Source organism: Herbaspirillum sp. CAH-3 (assembly GCF_009668275.1).
Classification (GTDB): Bacteria; Pseudomonadota; Gammaproteobacteria; order Burkholderiales; family Burkholderiaceae_D; genus Herbaspirillum; species Herbaspirillum aquaticum.
Genome location: NZ_VSWE01000004.1, coordinates 183084 through 200395 on the forward strand (window position 1 = coordinate 183084; position 17312 = coordinate 200395).

The following is a 17312-nucleotide window of genomic DNA, read 5'->3' on the forward strand; positions in this document are numbered from 1 at the left end:
ACTTCCTCGACAAGGACCAGGCATGACCCGTACCGCCACTTCCCTCGACCAGGACGCCGCCGACAGCCTGACCTGGCTGCACATCGGCGCCGGTTCCTTCCATCGCGCCCACCAGGCGGTCTACCTGAATGCGCTGCGCGAGAGTGGCGCCGACCGCCGCTGGCAACTGGCGCTAGCCAATATCCGCGCCGACATGAGCCCGCTGCTGGAAGCGCTGGCCCGCCAGCAGGGCCAGTACACGCTGGAGACCGTCACCCCCCAGGGCGAGCGCAGCTACCAGCGCATTGCCGCCATCGGCCGCATCCTGCCGTGGGATGAACGGCTCACGCAGCTGATCGCCGCCGGTGCCGAAGAACGTACCCGCATCATCTCCTTCACCGTGACCGAGGGGGGCTACTACCTCGACCATCACTACCAGCTCGACACGGGCAACCCCGACCTGGCCGATGACCTGCGCTGCGCCCTCGATGGCAGCGGTGCACCGCGCACCATCTACGGTGCGATCGCGGCCATCCTGCGTGCGCGCAGCCAGGCCCATCCGCAGGCGGCGCTGACCCTGCTGAACTGTGACAACCTGCGCCACAACGGCGAGCGCTTCCGCGACGGCCTGCGCCAGTTCCTGAGCCTGCGCGGCGAATCCGCACTGGTGGCCTGGATGGATGCCCAGACCACCAGCCCCAATGCCATGGTGGACCGCATCACCCCACGCCCCACACCGGCGGTTGCGGCCCGGGTGAAAGAAAATACCGGGGTCGACGATCCCTGCGCCCTGATGGGCGAGTCCTTCATCCAATGGGTGATCGAAGACGACTTCAAGGCCGGTCGTCCGCGCCTGGAAGCGGCCGGCGTGGAGATGGTGCAATCGGTGCTCCCCTACGAGGAAGCCAAGATCCGCATCCTCAACGCCAGCCACAGCTGCATCGCCTGGGCCGGTACGCTGGCCGGGCTGCAATACATCCACGAAGGCACGCTGCGCGAGGACATCCGCCAGATGGCCCATGACTACGTGACGCAGGATGTGATCCCCTGCCTCACGCCCAGCCCGATCGACCTGGCGGCATACCGCGATACGACCCTGGCCCGCTTCTCCAACCCGGCCATCCAGGATACCAACCAGCGCGTGGCCGCCGATGGCTATTCCAAGATCCCCGGCTTCATTCGCCCGACCCTGCAGGAGAGCCTGGCCGCCGGGCGCGATCCGCAGGCCACTGCCATGCTGCCAGCCTTGTTCCTGGTGTTCCTGCAGCGCTGGGCGGCCGGAGCGCTGCCCTACGAATACCAGGACGGCATCTTCGACGCCGCCGCCGCGCGCCGCATGCTGGGCGCCGAGGATGTGGTCCAGGCCTTCTGCGCGGATGCCGTGCTGTGGGGCGAACTGGCCGGGGATGCGCGTCTGGTCGCACTGGTGCGCTCGGCCTATGGACGTGTGCAGCAGTGGCTGGGGCAGGCGCACTGACGCTGCCTTTTGTGCCCAAGGCGTCATAGAATTGCCGTTCAATAACGAATAACGAGGAGCACCATGTATCTTGGGATCGACCTGGGTACGTCCGAGGTCAAGGCGGTGGTGATCGACGAGACGGGCGCGCTGCTGGCATTGGCCGGCAGTACGCTGACGGTCTCGCGTCCGCATCCGCGCTGGTCCGAGCAAAGCCCGGACCACTGGTGGCAGGCGACCTGTGCCACCGTGGACAAGCTGCGCGAGCAGCTCGGCAGTGAGCGCTTCGGCCGCATCCGCGCCATCGGCTTGTCCGGCCAGATGCATGGTGCCGTGCTGATGGATGCACAGGATGCCGTGCTGCGTCCGGCCATCCTCTGGAGCGATTCGCGCAGTGCTCCCGAATGCGCCGAGCTGGAACGCCGCGCACCGCGCCTGCATGGCATCGCCGGCAACCTGGCCATGCCGGGCTTCACCGCGCCCAAGCTGCTGTGGGTGGCGCGCCATGAACCGCAACTGTTTGCGCGCATCGCGACGGTCCTGCTACCCAAGGATTGGTTGCGCTTCATGATGACCGGGCGCAAGGTGTGCGATCCCTCGGACGCGGCCGGTACGCTGTGGCTGGATGTGGAAGGCCGCAACTGGTCCGACGAACTGCTGGCCGCCTCCGGCATGCGGCGCGATCAGATGCCGGCGCTGGTCGACGGCAGTGCGGTCTCCGGCACGCTGCTGCCCGAGGTGGCGCAGGCCTGGGGCTTGCGTGCGGACGTGATCGTGGCCGGTGGTGCCGGTGATGGTGCGGCCAGTGCGGTAGGCATCGGTGCGGTCAAGCCCGGGGATGGCTTCCTTTCGCTGGGCACTTCCGGTGTGCTGTTCGTGGTCAATGACCGCTTCCGCCCGAATCCGGGGCGCGCCATTCACGCCTTCTGCCATACCCTGCCGCAGCGCTGGCACCAGATGAGCGTGATGCTCTCGGCGGCCAGTTGCCTGCGCTGGTTCTGCCGCTTGTGTTCAGTCGATGAGAAGAGCCTGCTGGCCGAGATCGAACAACTCGATGAGGAAGCGCGCAACAATGCGCCGCTGTTCCTGCCTTACCTCTCGGGTGAACGCACACCGCACAACGATCCCTACGCCACCGGCGTCTTCCACGGGCTGACACCGGAACACCAGCGCGCCGCACTCGGCTATGCGGTACTCGAAGGCGTGGCCTTCGGCATGGTGGATGGGCTCGATGCGCTGCGTGCAGCGGGCACCGATGTGGCCGAATTGTCGCTGGTTGGCGGTGGCGCGCGCAGTGTTTATTGGGCACAGTTGCTGGCCGACGCGCTGCAGGTGCGCATCGTCACCCATGTGGGCAGCGAGGCCGGTGGTGCGCTGGGTGCGGCGCGCCTGGCCTGGCTGGCCGATGGCGGCGATGAAGCCGAGGTGTGCCGCAAGCCGGCACAGCAGGCGCTGTACCAGCCCGATGCGGCAAGGCATGCGGCCCTGCAGGTGCGGTTGCAACGCTATCGGGCGATCTATGCGCCGTTTGCGCCCTTGCAGGGAGAGAGTGCCTGAGCGCGGCGCTTACTTGCGCTGGAACTTGAACACCGAAATCGCCTGCAGCAAGCGCATCGTCTGCTCTTCCAGGCTGGTGGCCGCTGCTGCGGCTTCCTCCACCAGCGAGGCATTCTGCTGGGTGCTGGCATCCATCTGCGTGATGGCTTCATGCACCTGGTTGATGCCCGCACTCTGCTGCTGGGTCGCTTCGTTGATCTCGCTCATGATGCCCGAGACCCGCTGCACCGAGGCCACGATGTCGCGCATGGTGCTGCTGGCCTGCTCGACCTGGCGATTGCCCACCTCTACCTTGGCCACCGAGTCGTCGATCAACAGCTTGATCTCCTTGGCCGCCGCGGCCGACCGCTGCGCCAGCATGCGCACTTCCGAGGCCACCACGGCAAAGCCGCGTCCCTGCTCGCCTGCGCGCGCTGCTTCCACTGCGGCGTTGAGGGCCAGGATGTTGGTCTGGAAGGCGATGCTGTCGATCAGGCCAATGATGTCCACGATCTTGTTGGAGGATTCGCTGATCTCGTTCATCGTCGTGCCGGTACTGGCCACGGCATCGCCGCCGCGCATGGCGATGGACGATGCGGTACCGGCCAGTTCATTGGCCTGGCCCGCGTGATCCGCATTCTGGCGCACGGTGCCGGCCAGCTGGTGCATGCTCGATGCCGTTTCTTCCAGATTGGCTGCCTGCTGTTCGGTGCGGCGCGAGAGGTCCATGTTGCCGGTGGCGATTTCGCGGGTGGCCAGGTTGATGGTCTCGACGTTGGAACGCACGTCGCCGATGATGGCGGTCAGGTTCACGTTCATCTGGCGCAGCGAGGCCAGCAGGCGGCCCAGTTCATCATGGCGGCCGGTCTCGATGCGTACCGAGAGGTCGCCCCCCGTGATGGCGTGGGTGATATCGAGTGCCTGCTGCAGCGGCTTGATGAGCGCGGCACGCAGGGCGATCCACTGCACGATCGACAGCAGTGCTGACGCCGCCGCCAGCGCGCTGATCCACCACTGGTGCAGCGTCAGCATGCCGGCCAGGACGACAGCGACCTGGATCGCCAGCATCACGCCCATCGACCAGTTCAGGCGGGTGTTCAATTGCATGCGGCCGAGCTTGCCGATCCATCCCGCCAGCCCCGTGCGCACGACTTCACCACGATGCAAGGCAATGCCCTTGGCCTGGCCACGGCGCATGCTTGCGTAGAGCTTCTCGGCCCCTTCCACCGCCGCGCGTTCGGGCTTGGTACGCACCGACATGTAGCCGACTACCTGGCCGCTCTCACGGATGGGCGTCACGTTGGCGCGCACCCAGTAATGATCGCCGCTCTTGCTGCGGTTCTTGACCAGCCCGGTCCAGGGCATGCCGCCCTTGATGGTGGCCCACATGTCGGCGAAAGCCTCGGGCGGCATGTCGGGATGGCGGATCAGGTTTTGCGGCGCGCCCAGCAATTCCTCTTCCTCGAAACCGCTGATCTCGATGAAGTAGGGATTGACGTAGGTGATGTTGCCCTGGAGATCGGTCTTGGAAACGATGGCCTTGCCATCGATGAGCAGGCGTTCCTGCCCTGTGACCGGCATGTTCATGCGCATCTGATACCCCCGTGTAAGAAGCCGTAGTAATGGAAAGTCCAGCTGGCGGGGGCGGGCGGTGGAACCGAAGGTGTTCGCCTCTCCCTTGCGAACACGTCGGACCAGGCGTGCCAGGCAGCGACAGCCTGGCGCAAGGTCCTGCCTGACGGGAATGACGCGTCAGAGGATGGGATTGTCTCCGTTGTGCGGGCTGTCGGACCCTCTGCGGGGCTTTCCGAAGACGCTAGTGTAGGTCGGATAGAAGGAACAGTACATGATGACCGTCAATATTATCGAGATCGGCAGCAGGATGAAGAACACCACCGCGATGCTGCCGGTCAGCAGCGTGATGGCCATGCTGATGACCGTGGGCACCACGATGGCGATCACGATCCAGGCCAGGCCGTAGACCAGGAAGGCCCGGCCGGCGCGGCGCACGGTGAAGAAGCTGTAGAACAGCGCCTTCCCCAGAGGCATCTGCTGCCACATGATCAACGGCGCCGCATACCAGAAGGCCATGGCCGCCGGCACGTAGAGGGCGGCCGCCACCAGCATGGCGATGCGCATGCTGCCGGCGGCGCTTTCCAGTTCCTGGGTCGACAGGCCGCCGCCCATCATGGCTTTCCAGAAGGTGCCGCCATCGGCCAGGGCTGAGGCCGCCACCACCAGCGTGGCCACCAGCAGGTAGAGCAAGCCGAGCTTGAGCAAGGTATTGCGTGCCGGACTGCGGAAGGCGATCAACAGCAGGTTGGGGAAGACCCGTTCACCCCGCTCGATCTGCGCGCAGGCCTGCATGAAGGACATCGAGAACAGCGGGATCAGGATCAGCGGCAGCATCTGGCCGAGCACCGGGATGATGCCCAGGGCCAGCATCAGGAACATGTAGGCCAGGAACAGCGTGGAGATTTCGGCCGGTTGTTTTCTGAACAGGGTAAAGCCCTGTTTGACCCAGGACCAGCCGATGTGTGCGGGGATCTTTTCCATAGCTCCAGTGGTTACAGCGCCGGTGGCGCATCCTTGATGCGCAGGCGCAGGATGCGTTCGAAGTGCGTGGGGTCGTGCGGCGTGAGCATTTCGGCTTCGCGCGGCAGGTAGAAATCGTACAGGCGCGAGAGCCAGAAGCGCAGCGCGGCGGCACGCAGCATGGGCTGCCAGGCGATGCCTTCGGCCTCCGAGAACGGACGCACGGCACGGTAGGCGGCCAGCATGGCTTGGCTGCGGGCGGTATCGAGCACGCCTGTCTCCAGGTCCACGCACCAGTCATTGACGGTGACGGCCAGGTCGAAGAGCCAGGTATCGCAACCGGCGAAATAGAAATCGAAGATGCCCGAGAGCTGTTCGCCCACGAACATCGCATTGTTGCGGAACAGGTCGGCATGCACCGGTCCGCGCGGCAAGGCGCGGTAGTCGGGGGTGGCGGCGAAGTCCTTCTGGTATTGCACTTCGCTGGCCAGCAGTTGGCCCAGCTCGGCCGGCAGGAAGGGCAGTACCGCCGGGGTGGTTTCCAGCCACCAGGCCAGGCCGCGCAGGTTGGGCTGCAGGATCTTGAAGTCCTTGGCCGCCAGGTGCATGCGCGCCAGCATGTCGCCCAGCGCGGCGCAGTGCACCGGTTGCGGATCGAGCTGCGACTGGCCTTCGAGCTTGCTGACGATGGCCGCCGGCTTGTCGTTGAGCAGGTTGACGATGGCGCCCTTGTCGTTGGGTACCGGCGCCGGCACGGGGATGCCGCGCTGCGCCAAGTGGCGCATCAGTTCCAGGTAGAAGGGCAGTTGTTCGATATGCAGCTTTTCGAACAGGGTCAGCACATATTCGCCTTGCTCCGTGCCGATGAAGAAGTTGCTGTTTTCGATGCCCGAGGAGATGCCCTTGATCGAGGTGGCGCGGCCGAGCGGGAATTGTTCAATCCAGTCCGAGAGTTGTTCCAGACTGACCGGTGTAAAGACTGCCATGACGAAAATGAATAGAGGATGCTGGCTGGGGCGCGCTGCCGGCAGGTCCGGCCGCTGCGCGAGGGGGAGGGCAGTTGCGCCGTCCTTCCTGTTCCTGAACCGGCCGCGCAGTGCGGCCGGGTGATGCGCTTGATCGCTGGCGATGGCGCACCGTCACCGCGTGGCGAGGTGCGCGATCACGGGATCACTTCTTGGTGGTGCCGTCGGTGTCGCCTTCCTGGGGCTTCTTGACACCCCAGTCGAACTCGCCGACCTTCCATTGGGCCGAGCTCGGCGGCGGGCTTTGTGCATCGCCCGGGGTGGAGCCACCCAGCTGCGGGTTGGGACGCACGTAGTAGGTGCTGGGACCGGACTTGACTTCGATTTCCTTGGTCTGGCCGTGGTCGCGGCGTTCCTTGATGCTGTTGCCCTGGGTGCGGCTGTCTTCGCCCGGCTTGCGGATGGTCACGGCCGGCGGTTCGCCTTCTTCCAGCTTCTCCAGTTCGGGCGGCGGCGGGGCCGGCTGGGCAGCCAGGCCGGCAGGCGGCGTTTGCGCCAGGGCCAGTGGTGCGGCCAGGCCAGCCGATGCGCACAGCAGCACGGCTGCCAGGGACTCTTTGAACCGGAGTTGGGATGGTTTCATGATCTTGTGAAGAAAAAGGGGGTGTCGTTTTCTTCATTGTAGCAAACCATCAAGGCGGGGCCCTCGCGTTTCTTCATCGAAATGATCAACAAGGCAACAGGCAAACGCGAGTGGGGGGCGATTTGCGTGTGATCCGGGCCCGGCGCTAGTCCAGCAGCGGGACACGGGTGCTGATCCAGTCGGCCAGCGTGGGTGGCATGGGGACAAGCTTGACGAAATCTTCATCTTCGCCTTCGCTGGCATCGAAATAGGCCAGGTGGTCGCGGGCATAGTCGATCAGATGCGGGTAGGCGCCGCCCCAGTGCACGGTGAAGTATCGTACAGCGCGCCAGCGCCCCTGTTCATCGAAGATGCGCAGGCGGATATGGTCGCGCCGGCCGGGGTCGCTGCCGGTGCCGCACAGCTCCACCATGAAGTGTTCGCCGCGGTAGTGGCGCAATCCGCCGTTGAGCTTTTCGGTGTACATCCCGCACTGCTGGTAGTGCGGGCGGGTGGCGGTGACCACCGCGATGGCCACGCCATAGCTCATCACCAGCATGTAGAGCAGGGTGGTCGTCTGGTAGGCCGTACGCCAGCGCGGCTTGGCCAGCACGATGACGCGCCCCATGCCGTAGTAAAACCAGGCCAGGGTGCCGGCCATGAGCATGGCTGCCAGCCAGTACAGGTTTTCACGATGTTGCTGCAGTGCGCTGCGCCATTGGTGCAGTCCCCATTGCTGCAGCAGATCGTGGGGCAGCAGCAGCAGGGTGGCGCCTGCGGCCAGGGGCAGCAGGCACAGCAGCAGCGCTGCATGGAGCGTGCCCAGCAAGAGCTGCGTGAAATAGGCGCGGGCGAGGGGCATGGCAATGCAAGGGCAGGAAAATGAAGAACCTTCATGTAGTTGCCTTGCATCATGAATTCTTGGGCGGTTGTTTCAAATCGTACGTTGGTGAGGGGATGTGAACTATTCTTCGCCTATCCATGGCGCGACGCGGTCTGGCGCGTGCAAAGGAAAAGGCCGGAACGCATCGCTGCGCGCCGGCCTTCGCAGGGACAATGGCTGAGGGCGGATTACAGGTACATCCCGCTCTGCCGCTCCGCTTCCTGCTGGGTTTCTGCAGGCTTGGACTTCTCGGCATGGAATTTCTGGATCGCTGCCAGCACGTCGGCAGGTTCGTCGATCACCTGCAGCAGGTTCACGTCCTTGGGCGAGATCATGCCGTCGTCGACCAGGCGGGTCTTGATCCAGTCCACCAGGCCGGCCCAGAACTCGCTGCCCACCAGGATCACCGGCATCATGCGCGATTTGCCGGTCTGCATGAGGGTCAGTGCTTCGGTCAGTTCATCGAGCGTGCCGAAGCCGCCGGGCAGCACCACATACGCATCGGCGTATTTGACGAAGGCCACCTTGCGCGCAAAGAAATGACGGAAGGACAGCGAGATGTCCTGCCAGGAATTGCCATGCTGTTCGTGCGGCAGTTCGATGTTCAGGCCCACCGAAGGGGATGCGCCTTCGTAGGCGCCCTTGTTGGCCGCCTCCATGATGCCAGGGCCGCCGCCGGAGATGACGGCATAGCCGGCGTCGGAGATCAGGCGGGCGATCTCCACACACAGTTGATAATGGGGATTGTCGGGCTTGATCCGGGCAGAACCGAAGATGGAAACGGCAGGACGCAGCTCGGAGAGACGTTCGGTCGATTCGATGAATTCTGCCATAATCGTGAGTACATGCCACGACTCGCGCGCCTTCTTGGCCGTCGCGCGTTCGATGTCCCCCACCTCCCGCAGACGCGGGACATTTTTTCCTCTCTGTTCCATATGCAAAAAACCTTGTTGTTAGTTGATGGTTCCAGTTACCTCTATCGGGCCTTCCATGCACTGCCCGATATGCGTAACGCGGAAGGCGCGCCCACCGGTGCGCTGTACGGCATCATCAATATGCTGCGCCGACTGCGCAACGATTATCCCGCAAGTTACGTTGCCTGTGTGTTCGACGCCAAGGGCAAGACTTTCCGTGATGATCTCTATCCCGACTACAAGGCCACCCGCAAATCCATGCCGGAAGACCTGGCATTGCAGATCGAACCGATCCACGCCGCGGTACGCGCCCTGGGCTGGCCGATCCTGATGGTCGAGGGCATCGAGGCCGATGACGTCATCGGTACGCTCTCGGTCCAAGCCACCGCCGCCGGACTCGATACCATCGTCTCCACCGGCGACAAGGACATGGCCCAACTGGTCAACGAACACGTTACCTTGGTCAACACGATGAGCAATGAAGTTCTCGACATTGCCGGCGTGACCGCAAAATTCGGCGTGCCACCCGAGCGCATCGTCGATTACCTGAGCCTCATCGGCGACACCGTCGACAACGTGCCCGGCGTCGAGAAGTGCGGCCCCAAGACGGCCGTGAAGTGGCTCTCCGCCTATGGCTCGCTCGATGGCGTCATGGCCAATGCCGACAAGATCACCGGCGTGGTCGGCGAGAACTTGCGCCGTGCCTTGGACTGGCTGCCACAAGGCCGCGTACTGGTGACGGTCAAGACCGATTGCGACCTGTCGGCGCACATGAAGTCCATCCTCGAATCGCTGACCATGCAGCCGGTCGACAAGGAAGTGCTCAAGGATCTCTTCAGCCGCTACAACTTCCGCACCTGGCTGCGCGAGCTGGGCGAGGGCAGCGAGCCCACTGGTGCCAAGGTCCCGCTGGTCGGTGCCAGTGCCGCTGCGGCACTGGAAACGCCGGCCCAGGGTGGCCTCTTTGCCGCCGCGCCCAAGGTCGAGTACGAGACCGTGCTCACCGATGCGCAGCTGGATCAGTGGATCACCGCCCTCAACGCCGCCGAGCTGACCGCCGTCGATACCGAGACCACCTCGGTGGACGCGATGCAAGCCGAGCTGGTCGGCATCTCGCTGTGCTGCGCGCCGGGCCGTGCTGCCTACATTCCGGTGGCGCACAGCTACCAGGATGCCCCCGCACAATTGTCGCGCGACCACGTGCTGGCCAGACTGAAGCCCTGGCTGGAAGACGCCAGCAAGCCCAAGCTCGGCCAGCACCTGAAATACGACAGCCACATCTTCGCCAACTACGGCGTGCGCCTGGCGGGCGTGAAGCACGACACGCTGCTGGAATCCTACGTCTTCGAATCGCATCGTCCGCACGACATGGACAGCCTGGCTGCGCGCCACCTGGAGCGCAAGACCATCACCTATGCCGAAGTCTGCGGCAAGGGTGCGTCCCAGATCGGCTTCAATGAAGTGGCCATTGAACGCGCCACCGAATACGCCGCCGAAGATGCCGAAGTCACGCTGGCCCTGCATCACGCCATGTGGCCGCAGATCGAGCATGATGACAAGCTGCGCTTCATCTACGAGAAGATCGAAGTGCCCACCTCGGTGGTGCTGCAGAAGATCGAACGCAATGGCGTGCTGATCGACAGTGACCGCCTGGGCCAGCAATCGCACGATCTTGGCAAACGCATGCTGGAAATCGAACAGCAAGCCTACGACCTGGCCGGCCAACCCTTCAACCTGAATTCGCCCAAGCAGCTGGGCGAGATCCTGTTCGGCAAGCTGGAGCTGCCGGTGGTCAAGAAGACCGCCTCGGGCGCACCCTCCACCGATGAGGAAGTGCTGCAGAAGCTGGCCGAGGATTATCCGCTGCCCAAGGTGCTGCTGGACTATCGCGGCCTGGCCAAGCTCAAGTCCACCTATACCGACAAGCTGCCCAAGATGATCAACCCGGCCACCGGCCGCGTGCATACCAACTATGCACAGGCGGTGGCGGTCACCGGTCGCCTGTCCTCCAACGAGCCGAACCTGCAGAACATCCCGATCCGCACGCCCGAAGGCCGCCGCATCCGCGAAGCCTTCGTTGCACCCGAAGGCTGCGTGATCGTCTCTGCCGACTATTCGCAGATCGAGCTGCGCATCATGGCGCACATCTCCGAAGACGAGAACATGCTCAAGGCCTTCGCCAACAACGAAGACATCCACAAGGCGACCGCCGCCGAAATCTTCGGCATCGCGCCCGAGCAGGTCGAGTCCGAGCAGCGCCGCTATGCCAAGGTCATCAACTTCGGCCTGATCTACGGCATGAGCGCCTTTGGCCTGGCCGGCAACTTGGGCATCGAACGCTCTGCCGCGCAGATGTACATCGACAAGTACTTCATGCGCTTCTCGGGCGTGAAGCGCTACATGGATGAAACGCGCCTGCAGGCCAAGGCGCGCGGCTACGTGGAAACCGTCTTCGGCCGCCGCCTGTGGCTGCCCGAGATCAATTCGCCCAACGGCCCGCGCCGGCAGGGTGCCGAGCGTGCGGCGATCAATGCGCCCATGCAGGGCACCGCCGCCGACCTCATCAAGCTGGCCATGATCGCCGTGCAGGACTGGCTGGAATCGACCGGCATGAAGAGCCGCATGATCATGCAGGTCCACGATGAACTGGTGCTGGAAGTACCCCAGGATGAGCTGGACGTAGTACGTGAAAAGCTGCCGGAATTGATGAAAAATGTTGCGGAGCTGAAAGTTCCCTTGCTTGCCGAGGTCGGAATCGGTAAGAATTGGGACGAAGCGCATTAATCTTCACACCCCCTCCCGGAACATGCGGCTTTCCGCCGCGCGTCGGCGAGGGGTGTGAATGATTAGGTAAAAAGCAAGATTGGCAGGAAGGCAAGCTGATGCCGTGACACGACCCGTGTGGTCAGCAGGTGTCAGCACCGTCTACCAAGCCAGCACCTGAATGACAAGACAAGCAGACTGGCGTCACAACCGCAGACGAACAAAGACGGGATGACGCCCTGGGTGGTACCGGACGGGGTCCGGGCAACCGAGGCTGAGGCAGGGAGCAGGGGACAAGCACATTCATCACCGGCCATGACCGCATGCGGTTCGTGGCCGTCGTCATCTCCGTCTTTCCGTCCGGCCTCCGATGAACACATGGGAGGAGACGTCATGAAGTCAGGAATGAAGGTTGGTACGCGCCTGGGGCTCGGGTTTGCGTGGGTGGTCTTGCTGCTGGTGCTGGTGACCGGCTTTGGCATCTTCAACATGCACCAGGTGCAGGGACGCTTCACCCATGTGGTGGAGGTCAAGAATCCCGAGAGCGCACTGGTCAAGGAGATGCTGGAAACGGTGGGCGAGCGCTCCATCTCGCTGCGCAACCTCATGCTGCCCGCCGCGCCCGAAGACGTGGACATCGAAGCGCAATACATCGAGGGCCAGACCCAGAAATACAAAGTGGCCGCGCAGAAGCTGCAACAGCTCTTTGTCGACTCCGCCGACACCACCGAAGAAGAGAAGGCGGCCCTGCCCAAGATCCAGGCGCAGGCTGCTGCCGCCGAGAAGCTCATCAACGAGGCCGTCGAATTCGGCAAGCGCCGCGAGGCCTATGAACTGGCGCAATTCCTGAAGGAGCAATACCTGCCGGTGCAGAAATCCTGGCAGGTCGAACTGAAGGCGCTGGCCGCGCTGGAAGACAGGCTCAACCGCGAAGCCGCTGACAGCAGCGCCGCCGCTTATGCCCGCGCGCGCCTGCTGATGCTCATCATCAGCGCCATCGGCGTGGTCACAGCGATCCTGGCAGCGATCTGGATCACCCGCCAACTGCTGCGCAAGCTGGGTGGCGAGCCGGATTACGCCGTGCAGATCGCCGGACAGATTGCCGAAGGCGACCTGGCCGTCGTGATCGATACCCGCGCCGGTGACAATGACAGCCTGCTGGCCGCTATGCGCGTGATGCGCGACAAGCTGGCGGCGATCGTGTCGGAAGTGCGGCGCGGTTCCGAGACCATCACCACCGCCTCCACCGAAATCGCACGCGGCAACCTCGACCTTTCCAGTCGCACCGAGCAGCAGGCCGGCGCCCTGGAAGAGACCGCCTCCTCCATGGAGCAGCTCAACTCCACCGTCAAGCAGAACGCCGAAAATGCGCACCAGGCCAACGACCTGGCCCTGGCGGCCTCCGACGTGGCGGTGCAGGGCGGCAGCATCGTCTCGCAGGTGGTGGAGACCATGCAGTCCATCAATGCCTCCTCGCAGAAGGTGGCCGACATCGTCAGCGTGATCGATGGTATCGCCTTCCAGACCAATATCCTCGCACTCAATGCGGCGGTGGAAGCGGCGCGTGCGGGCGAGCAGGGGCGCGGCTTTGCGGTGGTCGCTTCCGAAGTGCGATCGCTGGCGCAGCGCTCGGCCTCGGCCGCCAAGGAAATCAAGGTGCTCATCGGCGACTCGGTCGGCAAGGTGGAAAACGGCAGCAAACTGGTCGAGCAGGCCGGCAGCACCATGACCGAGATCGTCACCAGCATTCGCCGCGTCACCGACGTGATGACCGAGATCACCCACGCCAACCGCGAGCAGAGCAGCGGCATCGAGCAGGTCAACGAGGCCATCATCCAGATCGACGACATGACCCAGCAGAACGCCGCGCTGGTCGAACAGGCGGCGGCGGCGGCCCGCCAGCTGCAGGAACAGGCGGCCGGATTGCAGCAACTGGTGAGCGTGTTCCGCATCGATGCGGGGCAGGCGCGCGTGACTTCGTCCACTTCTGCAACTTATGCACAGGCGGCTTCGGCTGAGCGCGTCATCGACGTCACGCCCGGTGCGCCGGAGCTGCCGGGCGGCAATGCGGCACTGGCGGTGCAGGGCTGAAGCAGGGTCAAAACCTGGTCAAGCCGCGCGCAACACGTTCTGCCGATTGCGGTTAGACTCCGGCAGGGGATGAAGCCGGCGTGCGCAACATGCCAGCCCATCCGGTGCCATGAAAGCGGTCTGCAAGGACCGCTTTTTCATGTTGGCGCTTCCCCGCATCACCATCACTTCCACCACAACGAGGCCAAGTGCCACCAAGATGGAGAACCCGATGAACGACCTTCGCAATGATTTCAACAGCCTGCTGGGCCAGAGCAACCTGTCCGGCAACGCTGATCGCCGCACCTTCCTCAAGACCGCCCTGGGCACCGGCTTTGCCGCCGCCGTGCTGCCGGTGTGCGCGCAGACCATGATCAAGACCGATACCCAGGGCCTGACGGCAGGCGAGGTCTCCATCGAGGTCAACGGCCAGCGTGTGCCGGCCTATCGCGCCCAGCCCGAGGGCAAGACCGGCCTGCCGGTGATCATCGTGGTCTCCGAGATCTTCGGCGTGCATGAGCACATCGCCGACATCGCGCGCCGCTTCGCCAAGCTGGGCTACCTGGCCATCGCACCGGACTTTTTCGTGCGCCAGGGCAACCCCATGGCCTATACCTCCATCGCCGAGCTGCAGAAGGAAATCATTTCCAAGGTGCCCGATGCGCAGGTGATGGGCGACATCGATGCCTATGTAAAGTGGGCCGGTGAGAACGGCGGCGACATCAAGCGCCTGGGCATCAACGGTTTCTGCTGGGGCGGCCGCATCGTATGGCTCTACAGCGCCCACAACCCCCAGGTCAAGGCCGGGGCCGCCTGGTATGGCCGCCTGGTGGGCGACAAGACTGCGCTGTTCCCGCAGCAGCCCATCGATATCGCGCCGACGCTGAAGACGCCGGTCATCGGCCTCTATGGCGGCAAGGACCAGGGTATCCCGGTCTCCACCGTGGAGCAGATGAAGGAAGCCCTGCAGAAGGCGGGCAACAAATCCGAATTCCATGTGTACATGAATTCGGGCCATGCCTTCAACGCCGACTACCGTCCCAGCTATGTGGAGGCGGATGCCAAGGATGCATGGGGCAAGGTCGTGGCCTTCTTCAAGCAGCATGGCGTGGCCTGATGCTGATGTAATAGTTCGGCGAGCTTCTTGTTGGTGCGCTTCTGATGCAGATCAAGGCAGGGCGCACCAAGATGTGCAGCGCGCAGGCAAAGGGACGGAGTTTTCCGTCCCTTTTTCATTGAATCGCAGAAAGAACACATGGGTTTACGGTGCTGCCGGCCTTGGCACGCCGTTTGCTAAAGAAGTGGTTGAGTAGAAGCGGCTAGCAGTCGGTAACCAAGACACTTACCTTCTCGCGGGGCATTGCTCGTGACGCCATCGGAGCCTTCCGGTGGTCCCTCTCTTTTGACAGGACACGAGACCATGCACATTGCCCAAGCGCCTTCTCATTCTGCATTGCCGTTTTTCGCAATACTCCCCCCGATCGATTCTCTTTTCGGCAATGCCATTCGAGGTGGGCGATGAACGCCGTCACCGATCGTTTCAACGGCAGTGCCGCCACCACGCTGCGTTTGCGGGTGAGAGCCGTGCGCCATGCGGCCGAAGGGATTCGTCTCTTTGAACTGGTGGCGCAAGACCACGCCGCATTGCCGCCCTGGACGCCGGGTGCGCACCTGCGCCTGCATTTGCAGGACGGTCTGGTGCGTGCCTATTCCCTCTGCAATACGCCGCAGCAGCGCGACTGCTACGTGATTGCCGTCAAGCGCGAGAGCGATTCGCGCGGTGGTTCCGCCTTCCTGCATGAACAGGTACAGGAGGGCGATTCGATCAGCGCATCGCCTCCCGTCAATGCCTTCCCCCTCATCGCCGACACGCGCGCGCCGCTGCTGCTGGCCGCCGGCATCGGCATCACCCCGCTGCATGCGATGGCCGCCGAGATGGCCGCGCAGGGCAGGCGTCATCGCCTGCATTACTTCGCGCGCAGCCTTGCACACGCTGCATTTTTCCATGAACTGGCCGCCTGTTCGCAGGGCATGTCGCTGCACCTGGGGCTGGACGGTATCGAGACCGGGCGTGCCATCGCAGCGGCGCTTGCCGCCGTGCCGTCTTCGTCGCCGCTCTATGTGTGCGGACCTGCACCTTTCATCGAGGCCGCGCGCCGGCATGCGCAACTGGCGGGCTGGCGCGAAGAGGACATTCATTTCGAATTGTTCGCTGCGCCTGTGATGGCGAATGCCGAAACGCCATCCGCTGCGCAGGCTCACGCCGAAGAGCGCGTGTTCGAACTGGTCCTGCAGCGCTCCGGCCTGCGCTGCGAGGTGCAGCCCGGCCAGAGCATCGTCGCAGCCGCTGCGCAACTGGGCGTGGTGATCGGCACCTCCTGCGGCGAAGGTTTCTGCGGCAGTTGCGAGAGCACCGTGCTGGAAGGCCAGCCCCTGCATCGTGACAGCGTGCTGTCCGGCGCCGACCGCGCGGGCGGACGCCGCATCCTGCCATGCGTATCGCGCTGTGCCGGCACGCGATTGGTCCTGGATCTGTAGTGACTGCACAAAGCAAGTTCAACCCACCTGGAGAGGAAGGCTATGAAGAAGCAATCGATGCAAAAGCGGACATTCCTGCGGCAGCTGGCCGCGCTGTGGCTGGGCGCGGCTGCCCTGTCGGTGACGGGTCTGGCGCACGCCGAGGACAAGGTCACGCTGCTGTCGAACTGGTATGCGCAGGCCGAGCACGGCGGCTTCTACCAGGCGGTGGCCAAGGGTATCTATAAAAAATATGGGATGGACGTGACCATCAAGATGGGTGGCCCGCAGGTCAACAACATGCAGATCCTGGTGGCGGGGCAGGCTGACTTCAGCATGGGCTATGACTTCACGGTGATGAAGGGCATCGAGCAGGGGCTGCCGCTGGTGACCGTCGGCACCTCTTTCCAGTCCGACCTGCAGGGCATGATGACGCATGACGATGTCAGCAGCCTGGGCGGCCTCAAGAACAAGACCATCCTGGTCGCGGGATCGGGCCAGTCGAGCTGGTGGCCGTGGTTGAAATCCAAATACGGATACACCGATGCGCAGTCCAAGGCCTACACCTTCAACCTGCAGCCCTTCTTTGCCGATCCCAATATTGCGCAGCAGGCGTATCCCTCCTCCGAACTGTTCCAGGCCGACAAGGCCGGCGTGAAGAGCAAGTTCTTCCTCTTCGCCAGCGACGGCTATCCGCCCTATGGCACCACCATCGTTACGCTGCAGAAGACCGTCGCCACCAAGCCGGACCTGGTGCAGCGCTTCGTCAAGGCGACTGCCGAAGGCTGGAAGAGCTACCTGGAAGATCCGGCACCGGCCAATGCCCTCATCAAGGCCGACAACAAGAACATGGGCGATGAGCAGCTGGCCTATGCGCTGGGCAAGCTCAAGGAACTCAAGGTCGTCACCGGTGGGGATGCGGCCAAGCTGGGCATTGGCGTGATGACCGATGAGCGCTGGAAGCAGACCTATGACGTCATGGTCGCCACCGGCCTGCTCAAGGCGGGCACCGATTACCACAAGGCCTACACCACCCAGTTCGTCAAGGACATGAAGGTCATGCCCTGAGCAT

The 17312-nt window shown here is 63.7% G+C and carries 13 protein-coding genes; 7 read left to right on the forward strand and 6 right to left on the reverse strand.

The genetic code is table 11. The annotated features are described in order from the left end of the window. Positions 1-22 precede the first annotated feature (22 nt). Together dalD and xylB are read left to right on the forward strand one after the other, a co-directional pair. Complete coding sequence (dalD, locus tag FYB76_RS06905) at positions 23-1456, forward strand: D-arabinitol 4-dehydrogenase (protein ID WP_154133120.1); 1434 nt, start codon at positions 23-25, stop codon at positions 1454-1456. 63 nt (positions 1457-1519) lie between these two features. Beyond that, positions 1520-2992 (forward strand): xylulokinase, encoded by a 1473-nt coding sequence (xylB, locus tag FYB76_RS06910; RefSeq protein WP_154133121.1) that lies wholly within the window; start codon positions 1520-1522, stop codon positions 2990-2992. 9 nt (positions 2993-3001) lie between these two features. Here the strand turns inward: xylB and FYB76_RS06915 are convergent, their stop codons facing one another. The 6 genes from FYB76_RS06915 to FYB76_RS06940 all read right to left on the reverse strand — a co-directional run bounded on the left by FYB76_RS06915 (position 3002) and on the right by FYB76_RS06940 (position 8911). Further along, the gene (locus tag FYB76_RS06915) at positions 3002-4564 is read right to left on the reverse strand and encodes a PAS domain-containing methyl-accepting chemotaxis protein (RefSeq protein ID WP_154133122.1); all 1563 of its coding nucleotides are present in this window, start codon (positions 4562-4564) and stop codon (positions 3002-3004) included. A 159-nt stretch (positions 4565-4723) separates the two neighbouring features. Then, positions 4724-5527 (reverse strand): BPSS1780 family membrane protein, encoded by an 804-nt coding sequence (locus FYB76_RS06920; protein WP_154133123.1) that lies wholly within the window; start codon positions 5525-5527, stop codon positions 4724-4726. A gap of 11 nt (positions 5528-5538) precedes the next feature. Continuing rightward, a complete protein-coding gene (locus tag FYB76_RS06925) occupies positions 5539-6492 on the reverse strand; it encodes a homoserine kinase (RefSeq protein ID WP_154133124.1) in 954 nt (317 codons plus the stop codon). A gap of 184 nt (positions 6493-6676) precedes the next feature. Next, the gene (locus FYB76_RS06930) at positions 6677-7114 is read right to left on the reverse strand and encodes a hypothetical protein (protein WP_088756190.1); all 438 of its coding nucleotides are present in this window, start codon (positions 7112-7114) and stop codon (positions 6677-6679) included. Positions 7115-7259: 145 nt separating this feature from the next. After that, the gene (locus FYB76_RS06935; RefSeq protein WP_154133125.1) at positions 7260-7955 is read right to left on the reverse strand and encodes a hypothetical protein; all 696 of its coding nucleotides are present in this window, start codon (positions 7953-7955) and stop codon (positions 7260-7262) included. Positions 7956-8164: 209 nt separating this feature from the next. After that, on the reverse strand, positions 8165-8911 hold the full coding sequence (locus tag FYB76_RS06940; RefSeq protein WP_154133126.1) for a TIGR00730 family Rossman fold protein: 747 nt from the start codon (positions 8909-8911) through the stop codon (positions 8165-8167). Here FYB76_RS06940 and polA point away from each other — a divergent pair, their 5' ends adjacent. From polA to FYB76_RS06965, 5 genes are all read left to right on the forward strand, one after another. Further along, positions 8912-11674 (forward strand): DNA polymerase I, encoded by a 2763-nt coding sequence (polA, locus tag FYB76_RS06945; protein ID WP_154133127.1) that lies wholly within the window; start codon positions 8912-8914, stop codon positions 11672-11674. A gap of 372 nt (positions 11675-12046) precedes the next feature. Continuing rightward, positions 12047-13744, forward strand: a complete 1698-nt coding sequence (locus tag FYB76_RS06950) for a methyl-accepting chemotaxis protein (RefSeq protein WP_154133128.1) — start codon at positions 12047-12049, stop codon at positions 13742-13744. Between the two features lie 211 nt (positions 13745-13955). Further along, complete coding sequence (locus FYB76_RS06955; protein ID WP_034330920.1) at positions 13956-14840, forward strand: dienelactone hydrolase family protein; 885 nt, start codon at positions 13956-13958, stop codon at positions 14838-14840. A 401-nt stretch (positions 14841-15241) separates the two neighbouring features. Then, positions 15242-16261, forward strand: a complete 1020-nt coding sequence (locus tag FYB76_RS06960) for a PDR/VanB family oxidoreductase (protein ID WP_154133129.1) — start codon at positions 15242-15244, stop codon at positions 16259-16261. Positions 16262-16318: 57 nt separating this feature from the next. Next, the gene (locus FYB76_RS06965; protein WP_229296902.1) at positions 16319-17308 is read left to right on the forward strand and encodes an ABC transporter substrate-binding protein; all 990 of its coding nucleotides are present in this window, start codon (positions 16319-16321) and stop codon (positions 17306-17308) included. Positions 17309-17312 lie beyond the last annotated feature (4 nt).